At 38.0% G+C, this 19,986-nt stretch carries 15 protein-coding genes; 2 read left to right on the top strand and 13 right to left on the bottom strand.

Annotated elements, in window-relative coordinates; translation table 11 throughout:
• Positions 1–412: 412 nt before the first annotated feature.
• The 5 genes from CBG10_RS03870 to CBG10_RS03850 all read right to left on the bottom strand — a co-directional run bounded on the left by CBG10_RS03870 (position 413) and on the right by CBG10_RS03850 (position 3,241).
• The gene (locus CBG10_RS03870) at positions 413–904 is read right to left on the bottom strand and encodes a lipocalin/fatty acid-binding family protein (RefSeq protein WP_094511705.1); all 492 of its coding nucleotides are present in this window, start codon (positions 902–904) and stop codon (positions 413–415) included.
• Between the two features lie 27 nt (positions 905–931).
• Entirely contained in the window at positions 932–1,387 is a 456-nt protein-coding gene (locus tag CBG10_RS03865) for a hypothetical protein (protein WP_094511707.1), read from the bottom strand.
• A gap of 146 nt (positions 1,388–1,533) precedes the next feature.
• The gene (locus CBG10_RS11435) at positions 1,534–1,983 is read right to left on the bottom strand and encodes a hypothetical protein (RefSeq protein WP_225360042.1); all 450 of its coding nucleotides are present in this window, start codon (positions 1,981–1,983) and stop codon (positions 1,534–1,536) included.
• Between the two features lie 25 nt (positions 1,984–2,008).
• Entirely contained in the window at positions 2,009–2,296 is a 288-nt protein-coding gene (locus CBG10_RS03855; RefSeq protein ID WP_225361543.1) for a DEAD/DEAH box helicase family protein, read from the bottom strand.
• 108 nt (positions 2,297–2,404) lie between these two features.
• Complete coding sequence (locus CBG10_RS03850) at positions 2,405–3,241, bottom strand: histidine phosphatase family protein (protein WP_094511704.1); 837 nt, start codon at positions 3,239–3,241, stop codon at positions 2,405–2,407.
• Between the two features lie 163 nt (positions 3,242–3,404).
• Between CBG10_RS03850 and CBG10_RS03845 the strand changes: the two genes are divergently transcribed.
• Positions 3,405–4,109, top strand: a complete 705-nt coding sequence (locus tag CBG10_RS03845; RefSeq protein ID WP_179225380.1) for a glucosamine-6-phosphate deaminase — start codon at positions 3,405–3,407, stop codon at positions 4,107–4,109.
• On the opposite strand, the gene CBG10_RS03840 is transcribed toward CBG10_RS03845, so the two are convergent.
• From CBG10_RS03840 to CBG10_RS03830, 3 genes are all read right to left on the bottom strand, one after another.
• Entirely contained in the window at positions 4,106–4,666 is a 561-nt protein-coding gene (locus CBG10_RS03840) for a Fic/DOC family protein (RefSeq protein ID WP_019252753.1), read from the bottom strand. The genes CBG10_RS03845 and CBG10_RS03840 overlap by 4 nt on opposite strands.
• Complete coding sequence (locus CBG10_RS03835; RefSeq protein ID WP_094511701.1) at positions 4,659–5,081, bottom strand: helix-turn-helix domain-containing protein; 423 nt, start codon at positions 5,079–5,081, stop codon at positions 4,659–4,661. Before CBG10_RS03835 ends, CBG10_RS03840 begins: the two co-directional genes overlap by 8 nt.
• Positions 5,082–5,190: 109 nt before the next feature.
• Entirely contained in the window at positions 5,191–7,449 is a 2,259-nt protein-coding gene (locus CBG10_RS03830) for a bifunctional metallophosphatase/5'-nucleotidase (protein ID WP_094511700.1), read from the bottom strand.
• Between the two features lie 203 nt (positions 7,450–7,652).
• Here CBG10_RS03830 and CBG10_RS03825 point away from each other — a divergent pair, with 203 nt between their 5' ends.
• Complete coding sequence (locus tag CBG10_RS03825; RefSeq protein ID WP_094511699.1) at positions 7,653–8,330, top strand: sunset domain-containing protein; 678 nt, start codon at positions 7,653–7,655, stop codon at positions 8,328–8,330.
• A gap of 636 nt (positions 8,331–8,966) precedes the next feature.
• Here CBG10_RS03825 and CBG10_RS03820 read toward each other — a convergent pair.
• The 5 genes from CBG10_RS03820 to CBG10_RS03800 all read right to left on the bottom strand — a co-directional run bounded on the left by CBG10_RS03820 (position 8,967) and on the right by CBG10_RS03800 (position 19,832).
• Entirely contained in the window at positions 8,967–12,068 is a 3,102-nt protein-coding gene (locus tag CBG10_RS03820; protein ID WP_094511698.1) for an AAA family ATPase, read from the bottom strand.
• Between the two features lie 3 nt (positions 12,069–12,071).
• Positions 12,072–13,190: an exonuclease SbcCD subunit D gene (locus CBG10_RS03815; protein WP_094511696.1), complete on the bottom strand. Its 1,119-nt coding sequence runs from the start codon at positions 13,188–13,190 to the stop codon at positions 12,072–12,074.
• A gap of 313 nt (positions 13,191–13,503) precedes the next feature.
• Positions 13,504–14,280, bottom strand: coding sequence for a tyrosine-protein phosphatase (locus CBG10_RS03810; RefSeq protein WP_085719713.1), 777 nt, complete (start codon positions 14,278–14,280; stop codon positions 13,504–13,506).
• 97 nt (positions 14,281–14,377) lie between these two features.
• Positions 14,378–17,863 (bottom strand): DEAD/DEAH box helicase, encoded by a 3,486-nt coding sequence (locus CBG10_RS03805; RefSeq protein WP_094511695.1) that lies wholly within the window; start codon positions 17,861–17,863, stop codon positions 14,378–14,380.
• A 64-nt stretch (positions 17,864–17,927) separates the two neighbouring features.
• Positions 17,928–19,832: a hypothetical protein gene (locus CBG10_RS03800; RefSeq protein WP_094511694.1), complete on the bottom strand. Its 1,905-nt coding sequence runs from the start codon at positions 19,830–19,832 to the stop codon at positions 17,928–17,930.
• Positions 19,833–19,986 lie beyond the last annotated feature (154 nt).

The raw sequence follows: 19,986 nt of genomic DNA, 5'->3' as shown, positions 1-19,986 counted from the left end.
ATAGCTCTCAATTATCTTTGTTATTAAGCGAATTGACTTCGCAAATGTTTTGCTTCAAATCACATCGTGATTGAAGACCCTACACATTTGATTCGTCGAAACTTTGTTCAGTTTTCAAAGGTCTACCGGTTAACTAACCAAGCAGTCAATCAACATTAACATTATAACATATATCAGATTAACTTGTCAAGAAGAAATTTTAATTAATTTTGAATTCCTTTTGATTGATAACTCAATCAGCAACTTTATTAGTATATCATGTCATCAATAGGATGTCAACAACATTTTAAAAAATGTTGTTTGAACTGTACAACCAATAAATAAGTCTAAGCAGTCGCAAAATTCTATTCATCTCTTATCGCTGACAGGAATTTTATTATATCTCATCTACAAATCCTTTGCAAGCATTATTTTATTTTTTATGCATATCATTCAAAAATTGTTGAAGGTTTAACTCTTCATTAACTTTTTGGAACGTTTCGGTATTCCAACCATTACTACCCGTAATAACTAGTTTATTATTATCAAACGCTGCGGTAAGTGGATTAGTTACATCACAGTCTTCCAAATTTATAAGGTAGCGTTCTCCGTCTTTACGCCAAGTTAAGCTATCATCTGTGTCTGGATTATTCTTATCAGCATAAACATATCGACCTGTTCCGTTTCCGTTTAAGACAATAGCTGCACCGTCTTGATCATCTCGATACGATCCAACAACTTTTTCAGTCTTTGTTATTTTAGGCGAATCCTTTTTTACTACTTTATTATCACGAACTGGGTTAAGTTGCTTACTAGCAAACCGTTTATAATTTACCCCTAAAATTCCTAACAAGATTACCAGTAATATAGTAAATATAATTAACCCAATATGGGATCGTTTCTTTTTAGTACTTTTCACCATCATCCCCCCATCACTCCTAGTATTATCTCATCATTTCAGTAAATCTGTCACATATTTTTTAGCTGATTTTTTCTTTTCTTCAAGTTGAATAAATTCTCGAAGGTATTTAACTGGAAAAGGAATTACTGTTAGTTGATGAAATCGCACAAAATTCACCATCATCATTTGAAGAAACTTCAAGATATTTTCGGTCTCAATCGTAGCGAAAACACGCTTATTTAATTTAATGTTAGGCTGAAGTTGCCAGATGTGTGATGCCTTTGCAATTGACATATTCATATTTTTACTAATGGTTCCTACATTATAGTAAATAATATCCTGATCGTCGTTATCAACGAAATAATTAATATCGGTCAACCCAGAGAGATACTTTGGAACATGAGATTTTATTTTTGGTTTCACTTTCAAAACTAGTCCATATTGTTCATATAATTCATCCAATAATAAATTAATTGCAATTGGACTTAGTATTTTATTCTTCTTCATAAAATCAAATTCATCTTTTAAGTCATTGATACTAAACGAATCCAGCTCTCTTTTATTAATGATAGAAATAAAATTTTGGTATTTAATTCTGTAATTAGGGTAACTTTTACTTAAATCATTCAAAGCCCGTTTAAGTTCCGCTTTTGTTATAGGTACTGAAGATCTGCATCATCGGAATAAATAAATTTTGAGCTTTCTTGTAAATCTAACCGTCTCACCTCGAATTCATCACTATTAATCATTTTAAATAGATAGACTGCTTGGGTACCATGAGCTTCCTTTGCAACTTGATAAAACTCCCATCCCATCATTGAATCTGGTGAATGATACAGACTTAAGCTTCTTTCTTTCAAATCTTTCTTTATTATCAACTCTTTTAATGAATTAATTAACGTACTTCTTAGAGCACCCTTCCTAAAGGTATCAATTGTCAAATGTTGTACTATTGCCTGCTGATAGTCTCTCGCATAATTATCTTTAACATCTTCATGAGTTTGGAAATACCGCTTATTATTAATCACCACTAGATTATATCCAAATTTATCTTCAACGGTCGGTCTAATATCGACTTTAACGGTTGGCGAAAGCTGAACCAACGCGGCCTTGATATCTTCTATCCGTTCATCCCTTGCGATCCGATTGTCGATTAGATTTAACTGATTCGTCGCAAAGAATTCTTCGATATGCTTGTCTAACCAATTCCCGCCATGCTTCGTCTCGATTCTGTCTGCTAGGAGTTATGTAGATAATGACATCGGAGTTCTTACTTTTCATTAGCATATCCGTTACCCACTGCAGAGCACCCGTTGTTTTCCCAGAGCCAGTTTGATTTTCAAATAATGCTAAACCTGGAAGCTGCTTTTCAGCAATTTCATTAAACAGCTTAACCGTTAAATTCTCGATTGGCACTATCTCCCTTCCAAAAAGCAAAAAGAGACTCCTTGCTGATCAAAGAGTCCCCCGAATAATAATTTGATAATTGCAAAAAATCTATGTGTTGCTGAAAGATAATTCATTTTACTTATTTGCTGCTATTTTCTTGCCCTTATTTACATAGTGAAGCGTACCAATTGGGCCCTCAACGTGAAGTTTACCATTCTTATAAACAAGTTTGGTTACTGCCGCATTCTTCATTGGCTTTCCATCATATTTTTTAGAAATGGTTGAAAGATATTCATTAATTGACATTCCGGAACTAACGACTAAGACATTGCCGCCATCCTGTTTTTGAGTCGTTTTTGCAATGTGAAGCAATTCAGAATTCATCCGTTTTTGAACCTGAGCTGAGCTTTCTGCCCGATCACTCTTAGCCAACTTGGTATTTTGCGAATTGTCCATATCAAGTTTGTGGTAGGCATCTTGGAGCTTATTCCAGTAATCTTTGCCAGTTGCTTGCTGGAACTGCTTGCCATCTTGATAACCATAAACATTAGCAATCTTCTGGTTATCAGCTTCAATACTGTCTCCTTCAAGGCTCCCATATCCGCCTTCACGTAACATTGGCGTGGTCGTAATCTTTGTATTTGGATTGGCAGAATACTTCAATGCTTGTTGTGCAGTAACTTCTTGTCGCGTCAAGTTACCCGTATAAGCATGCTTAAATTTGATTCCTTTTAATCCATAGCCCAAATCATTAGCAACGGTAATCCCATTTTTAGTTAATGGGAAATCACTCGATCCTTGTACCCGTTGCATTACATTACCAGTAGTTTCTCCGTGACGTGTAAGATAGATTGTTACCTGCTTATCATTAGAGGCTGCATAGGTAGTAGCTGGAACTGCCGTCATCGCAGAGCTCCCTAATAGTAAACCTGATAAAACAGCACACATTACTGTTAATTTTTTGAACTTCATTAAACTTTCTCCAATTCTTATCAGATTCTTTCAGCAACACCCTTATTTTACACATTTTTGTAAGCGTATTCAATAACATTTTTGTCAAATCTAAAGAATAAGCATTAGCAGCTACTCTTTTCTTTTCCCCTAAAAGAATTACAATAGTCGTGAGGTGATGAGGATGAAAATTCTTGTAACGAAAAATAAAGAAGAAGCAAGCCAAAAAGCTTTTAAACTTCTTCAAACAGATATTATAAACGGCGCCCAGGTACTTGGTCTCGCAACAGGGAGTTCTCCACTAGGTCTTTATCAAAAGATGACTAGCAGTTCTGTTGATTATTCCAACCTTATTTCGATTAATCTTGATGAATATGTCGGTCTTAAATCAACTGATCCGCAAAGTTACCATTACTTTATGAAACATCATCTTTTCGCTCAAAAGCCATTTGCCAAAAGTTTTATTCCGGATGGCAGTAATCTGAATGCCACTGAAGTAATTAATCACTATAATCAGATTTTGGCTACTTACCCTATTGATACGCAAATTTTAGGAATTGGCAATAATGGTCATATCGGTTTTAATGAGCCTGGAACTCCTTTTGATAGCCAAACCCATAAAGTAAAGTTAACCCTTGCTACTATCAATGCCAACGCACGTTTTTTTACTTCAAGTAAGGACGTGCCAATGGAAGCCTACACGATGGGAATTGGTTCAATCTTGCAAGCAAAACATATCATCTTACTCGCATTTGGTGAGCAAAAAGCAGACGCAATCAACAAAATGGTCAACGGTAAAATCACAACCGCTGTTCCAGCATCAGTCCTCCAAAAACATCCAAACATAACAGTGATTCTTAATAAACAAGCAGCAAGCAAACTAGCTTAACCAGCACTTTTCTGTAATGCCATGGTCTTGGCAATAATACCGACATCTGATTGGTTTAATCCGGCAATCATTTCCGCGTTATCTGCTGGGTAATCAATTACCTGACCATGATGAAGGGCAATTAACTGAATGAATAATTTAGTTGACCGGCCATTCCCTTCACGAAACGGATGAATATAATTTAGATCATTTAAGAGAGCAGCATAATCCTCAATGGTAGGCTGCTTTTTCTTATTCAATCGCCCAATTTCATCATTAATATATTTAATTGCATTATCAAAGCGACCATATTCCAAAAAATCAAAACCTGCCTTTGAAATATAGTAGTTTCGTAACTCACCCGCCCAGTCATAAAGCCAACCAAAAAGGAATTTGTTAATTGTCTGCAAATCTTCAAAGCTCTTAATTTTCGGTTGTTGTTGAAGAAGGGCCACTTCCCTTTCTGCTACACCACGATACTCAATTAAGCTTAATTCATCCGCGTTTTTAATTGCAAACTTATTGCGGAGGGTTCCATTATCATATAAAAATTTTGCTTGAAGTTCTTCATCAGTCATCTTCATCACCAAATAATTGCTCAATTTCCATTAAAATTTCATCATCTGGATTTTCAGCGCTCTCTTTTAATCGTCTTACCTCTGCTGTTGTAGGCTCCCATCCCTCTAAAACATTACTCTCAACCGCAAATCGAACTTGTTGATAAGAAGAAGGTGTTTGGAACTGCACGTGCTGAATCGTTAATTGATCATCATCAGTATGTAAGTGAAAATCAAAGTCCTGGATCCGATCTAATAATTCTCCCGGACGCTCCCCTAAAGCATCTGCAAGTGCATTAAGAATTTGAATTGACCAGGTTGCAACGGGACGTTTAAGTGTTTCGTTAACCTGCGCAACGTCCAGGCCGCTTTCTTGAGCGACAAATGCGACGGTCATATTATTGGTTTTTAAAATATTGATGATATTTTCTGCCATGTTCTTACTCCATTTTTACTTTATCGTTTCCATTATAGCGAGAAAACAAAATAATGAAAAATAGACTGCTAACTCCCACATAATGAAAGTAACAGTCTATTTTAAGCAATTAAGCATGTTTACGCTTGCGATCAATAATTGTCAATCCGGTTGCTGCCATTAATAAACTTCCGAGAAGAAGTAATGCAAGATCTTCATCGTTACCAGTTTGTGGTAAAGCTGCTTGCTGGGCAGCTGCTTTTTGTTTTTGGCCATTAATTGATGTAGGCGTCAAATTAATTAATTGATTATTAGCAGCTACGGTTTGTTGCTTAGATTGAGCATGTAGTGTAACAGTTTCGGCGGGTTGACCAGCTGTTGTTGGCAAGGTTACTGTTGAAGATACCGGTTGACTTGGAACTTCTTGAAGCTGATTTCCTTCAGTCTGAGAATTAGCATCGTTTTGAGTGTTCTGATTAGTTTCTGTTTGTGACTGTGAATCTGAGTCAGCCTTCGCTAATTGTTCAGCAGTCAAGTAAATCTTACGGTTCATTGTTGGCGCAGTAATTGGTTTACCATCATTAGTCATATCAGTAATATAGTCAATAAACGCGTCTGTATCTTGACCAACAATCCCGACAACTTTAGTACCCTTAAATGCAGAAAAGCCATCTCCGCCACCTGCTAAAAAGTCATTAATAACAACATTGTAAGTCTTATTCATATCAAGCGGTTGATTATGTTGGTCATAAACTTGAACGACTTTATATGGTTGGTTAGGATCGTTTTGGTCAGTATAAGTATAATGAAGCCCGGAAATCTGTAAGTAGTAAGCTTGATCTTCGTCATATTGTTGATTCAAGGCTTCAACGATTTGTGCCCCTGTCATTTCAACTACCCGCAAAATATTACCAAATGGTTGAACTGCTTGAGCACTGCCCCATGTAATGGAACGATCAGGATTAACATGCAGATCTGCACGAACGCCGCCTGTATTAGTCATCGCAAAATCTGCTAGTAAGCCCACCTTATGAGCAGCATATAATTGACCATCGACAACTAATTCACCATCGGCATTTTCACGAGTAGGGGTATTATGTAGTCGTCCAAGAATATCGCCTGTTGTAGCAGCTTCCCCTATTTTCTTATTAATAATTGGTGCTACTCGATTGTTAGCATCTTCAACAATTGCTGTAACATTTGCATCTGTTTTGATATTAGGCGCATCCTTTTCTGATAATACAGGAAAGACATGCGAAACGAGACTATTCGGTGCGAAATCATTAGTTGTTGGATCGATGTAACCGATAATATCATCGTAAGCCTTACCTGTGTAAATGGCTTGCACTAATTTTACACTACCAACAGTAGCATTAGCATATTGGTGGGAGTGACCGGCAACATAAAGGTCGACAGAATTATCAGGGTCAATTTGGTAAAGCTTCTTAATGATATCAACAGCATTACCTTTAGTGCTGCCATCTTTATCCGTTGAAACCCCTGTATGGGCAAGAACTACAATTGCATTAACACCCTTTTTACGTAAAATTTGATCATATTTTGCAATTGTTTCAGCCTCGTCTAAAACATCATAATCTTTGTAATTATCGTATAAGGTTAAAATTGGTAGGGAAGTAGTTTCAATCCCAATAAAGCCAATCCGAGCAACTTTACCATCACTAGTATGAATTTCTTTAATCAAATATGGTTGCATTCCAAATGGGATTTGACCATCAGATTTGTTTACAACGTTGGCAGTAATGATATTAATCCCTGTTTTCACATGAGGATAGGCCATCTCAGCTTCATTATATTGTTTAGTAGGTTCACCACCATTAACAATCCGCATATACTCAGCTAATCCTTCATCGAACTCATGGTTTCCTAAAGTTCCGATTTCAAAATGCATTGCGTCTAAAACATGCATGGTTGATTCGTCTTGGAGAAGAGCAGAATTTGCTGGAGAAGCCCCAACCATATCTCCGGCTTCTACCCGAATTGAGGTTCCTGTCGGATTAGCGTTCTTAAAACTTTCCTCTGCCGCATCAAAGTTACCAGCTAGGCGTGCAACTGTTCCGGCATTCGAATAAGTCTTATCTCCAATCGTAGCTGATCCAGTCGTTTCTAACCCACCATGCAGGTCATTGATTCCTAAAATCTGAACTGGAATGTCATTTTGATATTTGGCTGGGTCAGACCAATCAGTAGTCGTTTGCGGAGTACTTGCTTCATCCTTATTAGTCTGGACCATTGGCGTAACATTGCTATGGGTAGTTTCGCCATTAACTGTTGTATCAGTCGTATCCGCATGAACGCTATTAGCTTGGAAATATAATCCTAACAGTGCTGTACCTAACAATAAACAATATTTTGAACTATTATTCTTCATAAAAAACTCCTCTATAAAATATACAATGGACAATAGCTTAAAATTTGTTTTAATTTTATCATGACTAAAAGTTAATTTTTATAGCAATTTCGATAATTTTGTAAGGGTATACAACGAGGTTAGATTAACTTTTTAAATCACCTTTTATATGATATGATCTTACAGGGGAAAACAACTATTAATGAATATGGGGGAAGTGGACTGTGAGAAAACTAGCCACAATCTTTACTAGCTTTTTTGCTGGAATATGTTTATTTATTATTCCAATTAACCAACACTCAGTACTTGCCAGTAATTTACCGCTCACCGTTAATATCCCAGACGGTAAGAATGCGCAAGCTACAAGCAAAGGGATTAAGATTGATACTGAAGCAGACGGATCTGTCACATTTTCAGGAAAGACTGAAGCCAATGCAACGATTAAAATTGTAAAGCATGGCGGAAACAACGGTCGCTATACTGTCGAAGCCGATGATAATGGTAATTTTAGTAAGAGTCTAAAACTTGCTACTAGTACCAAGAAGTGTCGTTTCGATATTACTGCCACTAACAGTGATGATGATAAAAGCGCCAAAACAAGTTTTACTGTTACTAATACTACTTACGTAAAACCAGTTGTTGAAAGCGAATCATCTTCAGAAATATCATCTAGCAGCAGTAGCGAGGAAAGTTCAGCAGTTAATACAAGCACCAGTTCAACTGCACCATCGAATAACGGTGATATGCGAACCGATCAGGCCGGTATGATCGTTGGTAATGCTCGTTCAAAAATCTACCATACGCCCGATCAGCAAGGCTATCATATGAATTCAGCAAATGCGGTCTATTTCAACTCAGAAGCAGAAGCGCAAGCCGCTGGATACCGCAAATCATTAAGATAAATAATTTCAAAGTCATTATTGCCCTCCCCACAATAATGGCTTTTTTATATTATAAGAAAAAGCTAAGAAGAATCTCCTAGCTTTTGAAATGAAGGCCTATTTGACTGTGGAAGATAATATGGAGTTAAAGAGCATTAAATGCATTTTTTAGGCCTTCACTTAAATATATACGTAAAAAGATAACATTTGCACTTTTTATTTTAAAAAATAAAGATCTCCTATCTGGTGATACGTAAAAGAGTAGATAAGAGATCTTTACATTAAGATTTGTGGGAGAAGAAAGAGAGCGAGACAGGAATCACCTGTTACTTCGTTTTTTGACGCAAACCTAGCCTTTGGAGGCCACGCAAACATCAATAGTCACCAACAGCTTTGCCAAGCGATGATAGACCATTGTTGTACTGCGCTGTCACCTCATTATGAAAGCAACTTGACTCATATCACAGCTCCCATTAGGGAAGTGATTGCAGACGAAGACAGCAACTAATGGGGAAAGGAGTCTATGAACGAACAAGTCTTCATCTCGCAAATCACCTCCCCTATAAATATATATACGCAAAAAACTAATTTTTGCACTTTTTATTTTTAATTTTTTTATCTAATTTCATCATCACAAATTTAAATACTGTTTTGAACTTATATTTCATGCTGGTATGCGACATAACTACGGCCATTTCTTGATCGAACAATTAACTGATCTGGAATTTGCTCCTCAAGTTCAGTGATATGACTGATAATTCCAATCATCCGGTGGCCTTCGAGTTCTTGAAGGGAATGAAGAGCATCTTCAAGAGCTTGCTGATCAAGGGAACCAAATCCTTCATCGATAAAGAGCGCATCAATCTTAATTCCCCCACTTTGCTCTTGGACAATCTGGCAGAGAGCTAAAGCAAGAGCAAGTGAAGCCATAAAACTTTCACCACCAGAAAGCGTCCGAGCACTTCGCGTTCTACCAGCATTATCATCATATACATTAACTTCAAGTCCACTCCACTTGGCACCAGCCCCATGACTTTCTGTTGCTAATTCAAACTGGTAGCGACCATTAGTTAACCGGTCTAACTGAACATTGGCTGCTACTAAGACCTCTTGAAAATATGCCTGTAATACATACCGTTCTAAGCTAACATGGTTTTCAGTATTCCCAGTCACAACATCTGTTAATGTTTGTAATTCATTAATTTCTTGATCAAGTTTTCCAGTTTTTTCGACTGCCTTAATAATCTTTTGATCCGTTTCTTCTAATTGCTTATACTGAGCAGTTAACTGACCAATTTCTTGCTGACATTGCCGAAGTTGTTCACGCTCAGCATTAAGTTTTGTCTGCGTTAACGCAATATCTGGCATGGGATGATTATTGATGGCCTTAGTCAACCGCTCTTGTTGGGACTGATTATCTTGGACTTGATTCTCAAAGGTCGTTACCTGTTCACGTAAAGATGACAATGTTGCCACTTGTTCACTAGCTTCTTGCCAGAAATCCCATTTAAGCTGGACATCATATTGCGCTAAAAGGTTCACAAGATATTGGTGTAAGTTATCCTGTTGTGTCATTTGGGTGGCAAGTTCTTCTTTAGTCTGATTGATCCGACTACTTGTCCCTGCTAATTTTTCAGCATTTTCTTGTCGTTGTTGTTGCAATAATTCAAGTTGGTTATTAAAGGCTTTGATCTTTAGTTGATCAGTTTGAATTTGCTTGTCAGCAGCTTCTTTAGTAGGAAATTTTGCTGGTAAAGAAGCTGCTTTTTCTTTCAGAATAGTCTGCTTGGCAATTAAGTCCTGTTTGTAGTGGTTCACACTTTCGTCTATTTTAACTAGTTCTTCCTTGGAGGACTTGGTTTCCTGTTGCAATTTTTCCTCTTCATGGCGCCATTGTTTAACCTGTTGTTCTATTTTAGCAAGATCAGTCTTCATTTGTGCTAGTTTTTGAGCCTGATTTTCAATTTGTTCTTCCCAATCACTCGGTAATTCATTATCCCCTAACAGTTCAGCTAAATTTGCCTGCTTGGTTTCTACCTCTGTCGTTAAGTTAGCAATTTGGGCAACGCTTTGGCGAACTTGCTCTTTTAACTGGTCAAACGTACTACGATTTTGTTGAACTTTAACGGTTGCCGCTTTAACTTGTGCTTCCGTTACCAATTCACTATCATCTGCTAAGCTTGCCGGATGGGGATGGTCAAGAGATCCACAAATTGGGCAAGGGGTGGCTGGCTTTAATTTTTGAGCAAGGATGGCAATTTGGTGACGGGCAAAGCGATCATTTAAGTCATCCAACTCACCTTGCGATTTTTGAACGAGTTTTTCAGCATCCCCCTGCTTTTGCTCCAATTTCGCGCAATTTTCCTTTTCAGATAAAAATTTTGTTTCTAATTGCTTTAAATCTTTTCTAGCAGTCGTTAATTTTTCCTGAAGCCCTTCCTTCTTTGCTAGTTGAACTTGGACTTCACCTAAGTTTTCATGCTCTTTTAAATTATTAGCAATAACCGTCAATTGCTGTTGAGCGTCTTGCAACTTCTTCTGGGAAGCAGCTTGTTGCTTTTTCTGTTGCTTTAAGTTTGCTTGTAGTTCATCGACAGCTGATTTTAGCTTATCTCGATCATCGAATAATGGGAGTTTATTCGTCAAGTCGGCGACCTCTGTTTGAAGCTGATCAATTTCTTCTTGCTGCTTACTCGTTTGTTGTAGGTCGGTTTCAATTGTTTGCTGTTGCTTTTGAAGATTACGCAGGTCCTCATGGAGAATATTACTGTCTGCTGTTAATTTTTGGAAACGCTTTTCGCCATCTTTCCACCGTTGATATTCTGTCTGGTGTTCTTGGTACCAGTCAAGGACTTTTACTTGCTGCTTTGTTTCTTGGATCTCTCCCGCTTGAGCTTGCAGTGTTTTTCCAACCTTGATAAGTTCAGCTAACTCCTCAATATTTTTCTTCAACTCTTGCTCAGTATGAAGTTGGGCATCAAGCTGATCAACTTTCTTTTGCTGTTGCTGCTCATCATCGCCTAAGTGTTCAAGATTAGCTTTTAGTCGGGATAAGTAATTTTTTGCTTCCGCTAACCATTCTTTAGTTGTTAATTGCGTATCAATCGCGGTTACTGTTTCCTTTAATGATTGAAGTTTTGTTTCTTGGGTCGTCAATGACTTCTTCTGTTCACGCAAATCTTTTTTTAGTTGCGTTGCCCACTGCTCATAACAGGACGTATTAAAAAGGTCACGCAAAAGAGCTTCTTTCGTATTGCTATCTGAATCGAGAAACTGCCGAAACTTTCCTTGAGGGAGAAGAACAATCTGCTTAAATTGATCACGGGTCAGGTTGAGCAGGTCAGTAATAAACATATCTGCTTCCTTGATTTTAGTAATTTCATGGGGATGATCGCTTTCAAGCGGGTAAATAAGATCAACGGCTTGATTATGTTCAACTGACTTGCCGCGGCGTCCCTTTAAAACCTGTTTAGGACGACGCATAATTTGATATTTAAGATCTTGGTGTTCAAAGGTAAACTTCACCATTGTTTCTTGATCAGCTGGTGCGAAATCAGAACGCAAAGCAGCAGCCGACCGATCACGATCATTGGTTGTTTGACCAAAAAGTGCATAACACATCGCATCAAAAATCGTGGTTTTCCCTGCACCAGTATTCCCTGCTACCAGAAATAAGGAACGCTCTGTGAACTGCGTAAAGTCAATCACTTGATGCTCATACGGCCCAAAGTAATGTAGTTCAATCGTTAATGGACGCATCTCCTATTCCTCCCCTTTCATAATTTGAGTCAAGGCCTTTTCTGCCCACTTTTTTTGGCGGTCAGTTAAACCATTTCCCATCGTTTGGGAATAAAAATCCGCAAGCAAATCAAGGGGCGATTCCTGAGCACGTTTCTTACTAAGGTTGAGTTGAACCTGCTTGGCCTGATGTGTCCGGTGAAGGCTAACAATCTTCGGATAATATTCGCGTAACTTGTTTAGCACATCGGGGATTCGCTCTTGGTCGGTCAATTCAATGTCATAAAAATCTTCCCGTAATGCTTCTTCAGGTTTTGTCGCCAGTTCAGCAAAACTCCCTTTCAAAAGGTGAATATCATGAACCGGTGATAGTGGAACCCATTCGGCCTTAAAAGGTGCTGTATCAACAATCCAAACTCCTTTTTCTTGCTTGGCTTCCGATACGGAAAACTTCATTGGTGAGCCACTATACTTAACTTTTTTGTCATTTAAAGCATTGCGGTTATGAAGGTGGCCAAGAGCAACATAATCAAAGGGAGCTAAAACATCTGTCGTAACTGCACTCAATCCGCCAATCTCAATCAAAGTTTCAGAATCAGCCGTTCGCTTACTTCCAGCCGCAAAGAAATGGGCGACAAGGACATGCCTTTTACCAGGGACAAAATGCTTTTCCATCTCAGCTGTAATTCGTGCCATCGCATCATTGACATTTTTAATCTTGTCGTCATTAAAATAGTTGCAAACTTCTTGAATCCCAAAGAATGGCAATAAGAAAAACTGGGTATCCTTGATTGTGACCGGAGTAAAAGCATCATTAATGTTAGTATTTAAGAAAAATGACTGGTAAACAAACCAATCAGTCCCCGTACTCAAACGGACCGCTGAATCATGGTTCCCACTGATTGCCAGTAAAGGAAAATGATCAGCCAGATTTAATTCTTGCAGCATCTGGTTTAAAAGCTTAACCGCTGCTTCATTGGGCACGGACCGATCATATAAATCCCCGGCAATCACTATCGCATCAACTTGCTGGTCTTTGGCAATTGCTTCAATCTGCTTAAAAGTTGCTAGCTGATCATCAAGCAAGCTAAAATCGTTTAAGGTCTTGCCAATATGCCAATCAGCCGTATGTAAAAAACGCATAGGTTCCTCCTGAAAATAGTGTCTCTAATATTATATATACGCAAAAAATCGTTAAATCCACTTAAAATCTTGCATTTTACAGAAGTGAGGCTGGGAGAAAAATTTTCTCTCAGCCTCACCTTTTTCACGAATAATCCGTGGAACTAACTGTTCAAACTTACCAAATGCCTCTTACTATCAGCATTTTAGCATCGAAGGTATCCACATTGGCCATTTGCACGGGGCACCAAAGACGTGATCAGGCATTATAATTACGGATTCGCCCACCACTCTTTGCTTTCGATAAAAAAGCCGTAGTGTGAACTACAGCTTTTTAAAATAACCCAAACAATTTCTTACGTTGCTGAACCTTCTTAATCTGATGACGACCAATTTCATCCCCGTTAATGATAGCTCGCGCATTATCTTGGTATTCTTGAGCAACGCCAGCGCCAAATTCACGCGATAATTTGTCAAAGGCCTGGCGCATTTCATATTTTCGTCCTGGAAGGTCATGAGCATCAGAAGCAAAGATATATCCTTGACCAGCCGCAATCAGATTTTTACTGAATTTTTCGACTTTTTTACCAAATGTACCAACATAGGAACTAGCGGTGATTTGTGACAGGCACCCTTTTTCCAACATTTGATAAAGTAAGTCCGGTTCAGCCATGATCTTGGTATTCCGTTCAGGGTGAACAACCACTGGCGTAATCCCCCGTTGTTGAAGGTTAAAAATCATCTGATTAGTGTAATGAGGGACATCATTGTCTGGAAATTCCAACATCATATACTTTCCACTCTCATCAGCAAATAGAATATCATCATTATCAAGAGCTTCAATTAGCTGACCATTAATTCGCACTTCTTGTCCAGGAAAGACAGTTAGTGGAATATTATTTTTCTCCAGTTCTTCCTGAAATTCTTTTGTTCGCGCTAAAACATCTTGTTTATGGTTTACATAGTGCCCGTTCATATGATGAGGAGTCAAAAGAGCATGGGTAACCCCGTTTTCTGTTGCTTCTTTTGCAAGTCGCAATGAAATCTCCATACTTTTCGAACCATCATCAATCCCCGGCAAAAGGTGACAATGCAAATCAACCATTACCATTCTTCTCATCCCTTTTTTTCACATATTAATATTTTAAGTATAGCAAGTTATAGCGGGATTTTATAGGGACTTAGGACAAAACTTCACAAAACCTATATTATTTGAGGATGTTGAGAAGGGTCTCCTTGTTGATGACGGCATTTGCTAGCTCATTTCCTGAAAGAATAGAATTAGCAAGAGCTGCTTTTTTCTGTTGCATTTCAATGATTTTCTCTTCAATTGTGTTTTGTGCAATCATTTTATAAATCGTCACGTTATTCTTTTGACCAATCCGGTGAGCTCGGTCAGTCGCCTGATTTTCAGCCGCAATATTCCACCACGGGTCAAAATGAATGACAACATCAGCGCTCGTAAGATTCAATCCCGTTCCTCCAGCTTTCAGAGAAATCAAAAAGACAGCTGGCTGATCATAGGAATTAAATTCATCAACAAATTGTAAACGATCTGCTTTCTTTGTCTTTCCTTCAATCACAAAGTACTTAATTCCCGCTTTAGCAAGTTTTTCTTTTAAGATTGCTAATGCCGATGTAAACTGCGAGAAGAGTAAAATTTTATGATTATCTGCCATTTCATCTTTAATTAAATTCATAGTTGCCTTAATTTTTCCCGAAGGACCACTGTACCCCCTATCTAACAATTGAGGACTGCAACATAGTTCACGAAGACGAGTAATTTCTGCCAAGACTGCTAATTTATTCTGCTGAAATTCTTCATCATTCTGTTTTTGAATCTGTCTTATCAATCTTTGAGCACGTGCCTGATATAGGCGTTCTTGTTTACCAACCATGGGCGTTAAAAATACCTGTTCATTTTTCATCGGTAAATCATTAAGGACATCTTGCTTCAAACGACGGAGCATGAATGGTTGTACCAAACGTTTTAAATCGTCCTGAGCTTGCTCATCCTGATTTTTAATAATCGGTCCTTCATACTGTTTGCGGAACTGCTGATAAGAACCGAGAAAGCCAGGCATCAAGTAGTCAAAAATACTCCAAAGTTCGCTTAACCGGTTCTCAATTGGAGTTCCGGTTAAAGCAAAACGCTGCTTAGCATTGATCGCTTTGACTGTTTTAGCGGCAGCAGTTTGGGGATTTTTAATGTATTGGGCCTCATCAATAACTTCAATATTAAAGACATGCCCTTCATAAAAATCAATATCTCGTTTAGCGGCATCGTAGGAAGTAATAATGATATCCCTTTCTGTACTTTGCGCAAACTGTTTCCGCCGTTCAGCTTTACTACCATCAAGGACGGTTACTTTAAGGTCTGGAGCAAACTTTTTAAGCTCGTCTTGCCAATTATAGATAACTGCTGCTGGGGCAACAATTAAATTCTGTCCGTTTCCTTGTTCACTTAATAGAACAGTAATAATCTGCAGGGTCTTGCCTAGTCCCATCTCATCCGCCAGCAGTCCACCAAAATGATACTTCATTAAGGTTATTAGCCACTGGACACCATCATATTGGTAGGGACGCAATGTTGCATGAAGATTTGCCGGCACCTTAAAATCTTTCTGCGGAGTTTTAACATCAGTAACTAGCCGGCGCAATTCTGAAGTAGTACGATAATTCAATGCTTCTTGGTGGGATAAAAGATCATCAAGATAAAGAGCACGATACACCGGCAATTTAAGTTCTTCCGCAGTAAAATCACGTGATGAGATTCCCATTTTGCGCAATGTCTCAACTAATTCAGTTAGCGAAGGTTCATCCATCTTCAAGGTTTTCTTGCCCAATTGATAGTACTGTTTATGCGGCCGGAAATCTCTTAGAATTTGCTTGATTTCTTTAGCGGTTAGTTGATCATCACCAAAATCAAGCTTTAAAAGGCCAGAATCAACGGAGATACCGACACTTACCTTAGTAAACGGCTGTTTGTATAACCCATTAAATGCAGGAGTAGCCTTAGTAATTCCTATTTCTTGCAATTCATTGACTCCAGTTGCTAGCAAATTTGTTGCCTCATCAACTAACAGAACTGCTCTAGTCCCGGTTTGATTAAACTTGGTGAAATATTTAGCTAGTACCTGTTCAACTCTTTGCATCAAAAATTGCGGAAGGTCATCAATTTTCTTAATTTTTTGTGTTTTTCCATCAATTTCAGTTGCCAAGTCACAATAAATTTGTTCGTCATGATAATCCAATAAGAAAACTACTGTTGGTAATGGAGGTAAAAACTTTGATAAATCGCGATCTTGGGGCATCTCGACTGAAAACATCGACTGAATTTTGGGTAACACATAACGGTAAAACTCAGCCATAGTATCAACACCAAAAACAAGATCACTGGTTACTGGAAAAACAGGGTCTAACTTATCAGGGGCTATTCCTGTAAAAGCAGTCCAGGTATGGTTATCAAGGTGGTAATAGGCTGCCTGTCCACGAATAAGGTCAGCCGGAAGGTCAACACTAACATCAAGGTAACGACTTGGATCGTCATCAGCACCATTTGCTTTAATTGAAACTGCTGCTTTTAATGCACGTTCTTCACGCTTAATAGGCACTTTCCACCGATTATAAAGTGTATTACCAGCCCTTAATATTTGGTCGACTTCATCCATAATAACACCAGCCAGAGGAAGTTCATTTTTTACGGATGCTTCGTAATAACCATCCCTCGTTAAATCAGCCGTCGATGATAGTTTGATGATCAAGTCTAACCATTGTTTACTATCTTTATCAAGGTTTTCGGGGATAATTTGCTGATCAAAGAACTTTCCTAAATGAAGCCGCTCACCACGGGCAATCCCATTTGTTAAAGTTGTCAAGTTTGGAAACTTATACATATGGTCTGGTACACCTACCCGGAAGTAAAGGTATTGACCACCATCGTAGTATTCACCGATATTAGCAGTAATGATCGTCTGACTATCAGGATCGCGATCAAGAAAATTAGCTAGCATTTGCCGGGCCGCTTCATTAGTATTCTCTTCAATATTATGTTGATCAAGGTACTTTAACAAGTAATAAAGGGCAACCATTTCAGCAATCTGTTGTCCTTCTCTTGTCTTTATAAAGTCTACCTGGACGTCCACAATCATTTCTCGATTAAAAGCAACTAGCACTGAAAAGTAATATTGTTTAAAACGCCCAGCCACTGAATAATTCCACTTAGCTCCAGGAATTGTGAAATAAGCATCTGCAGCTTTAATTAGGATCTCAGAAATGATTTGAACATCGTCAAGATTAGTAAAGACATGTTCAATCAGCCGTAGCGGAAAGACTTCTTTACTTAGAAAACTTTGCGGATCAACTGGTAAACGGTTTGGCGGAAAAGCTGATTGAAAAACCTCCCCTAATGATTTTTGCGGTTCAATATTTGCCGAATCATCATCAATCGCCTCTAAAACCGCGGCCATATGTTTACAACGATGGTTATCCTGCGCATAGGGACAATCACAATGAAGTTGAGAAAACTTTCCATTATGGTATCTACCAGTTACTTTATAAGCCCGATTTCCCTTAACGATTGCAGAAAAATTATCGTCTTCATCGATTATTAAGTTTTTAACTTTATCGCGATAGTAGTAATCCCTACCCCGTTCATAAATTCGTTGTGCAAATAGATTACGCCAGTTACTCATGTGTCGATCCTTTCAAATATTGTATTTTCATTGATTATATAGACTAGCATGACGAAAAACAAATTTATTCGTACCGTTTAAGTGTTGCACCAATTCCCACTAGCTCAATAACAGCGCCAAGGGCAATAATCGAAAGTGAAGCTTCATCCCCGGTTCGTGGCAAAACATTATTTGTTGTCTTGGCCTTATAAGACTTAGCTAATGAAGACCGAGCACTGTTATTCCGAGCTGTCTGCCCTTTTATTACTACGTTTGGTTGGACGGTATTTTGCTTGGTTTGCGGAGTCACCAATATTTCTGGTGCTGAGGTTTGATTATCATTATTAACTTCAACTTCTACTATCTGGACAGGAACATCATTCGTACGCATATTATTTTCTTGGGCAGTATCAACCGTTTCTTGTACAGGCGAAATCTCTTTATTAGCGTCTGCCTGTTTTTCTGTTGCGATGACAGTAACCTGCTCGTTAGTTAAAATCACCGATCCATCAGGAAAAACAATTAAGACATCTTCAGTATGCTTTCCGGGACGTTGAAGGTCGGCTGCAACTTTAGCATCATCTTTCCACACTACCTTTGTTCCCTGAGGTAGCTTATTTTCTTGCTCATCGCTGGGTAAAGTAATAACAGCTTTATTCTGATGATCATTATTTTCAACTGCAATCGCTGTCGTAACTTTAGGAGCAGGAGTTACTCCTGGCTCAACTGTTAGTGGTTCAAGGTTGATTAGCGAGCTATACTTTAAGGCATCAGTTTGTATAGGAAGTTTTTCTTTTGTTGACGCTAACTTTTCTTGTGAATTTGTCTTATTGAGCAAGGCTTGTAATAGCTTAGTTTGCGCATTGATTGCTTGGAATTGCATCATATTGCGCTTATCTTTGGCCTGAGTAAGTAGTTCTTCTTGAAGCGCAAGATTTTGTTTAGCTTGTGACATTGTACTTTCGGCATCTTTAATTTGTTGAGTAGCAGTAATAAGTGGTTGAGAAATCTGCTCTAACTTTTGAAGTAATTCTTGGGCAGCAATGGATGTTTTTTCTGCCTTTTCTACAGCCGACTGCGTTTTATTATGTAATTCGGCTAATCTTTGTTGAATTTTGTTTAGAGCTTCTTCATGATTTTTAATTAAATTCTGTGTATGATCAATTTCGTCAACATCATTCCACTCATTATAATTAGGGGAACTATAAGAATACGATAAACCGTATGAATCAGTATTTATCCAGCTGATATTATACTTAGGCTTATAATATTTTCCTTCTCTTTGTGCTGCTTCAACCTTATATAATTCTTCTAGTTCTTCTTTTACTGTTGATCTTGCTTGTTCAAGATTCTTAATACTATCTTCAAATGGTCTACCCATTTTCAGATAATTAATGGTTTTCTCGTTTTCTACAATAATCTTTTTCAATAAATCAATGTTTCCTTGATAGTTATTCGCAAGAAAATTTTTATACGCTTGATTCTTAGAAATTAGGTTTCCTTGATTATCATAAGCAATGTAATCAAGCATTGATCTTTCATAAACACTCAATCCACCACTGGAAGTTGCCATATATGAAATATCAACGGGTTGCTTCAATAATTCATAATATTCATCATGAGCGTTAGTTAAAACTTGTTGAGCATTTTCTTTTGTTTGCTCAAGAGACGATAATTGTTCTTTCGTTTGTTTAACTTGATTCTTATTAGAATCAACATTTTGATCCGCGTCTGCCAAATTTTGATTAGCAATATTAAGGTCATTATTTGCGGTTGCTACATCTGCATTGGCTTTATTAACCGCGTCTTGGGCTGCACAGACATTTTGCTGCGCTTGTTGGCTCACATCAGGCAGCGTTTGTTGAATAGTATTTTTACTATTTTGCACCGTATCAGCTTTGGCGGAATTACTAATGGACGTCACCCCCGTTGTAACAGCCATCACCGTCGCAGTTGTTGCTAAACTCTTCTTTAATTTTCTTTTCTTCATAAATAAAACCCACTTAATTATATTTAAAATTACAAAAGGCCAGTCAGCGAATTCCGTTGATTGGTCTTAATAATCTTTATCATTTTAGCATACTTTATGCTACTTTCGTGAACGTTCTGGTAAAGCCTTTCTCTTTCCACTGTTTTAGTATATA

It is taken from the genome of Limosilactobacillus reuteri, assembly GCF_002254085.1.
Taxonomy (GTDB): domain Bacteria; phylum Bacillota; class Bacilli; order Lactobacillales; family Lactobacillaceae; genus Limosilactobacillus; species Limosilactobacillus reuteri_K.
Note: the sequence above shows the minus strand (reverse complement) of the source record. Positions and strands in the feature narration are given on the sequence as shown.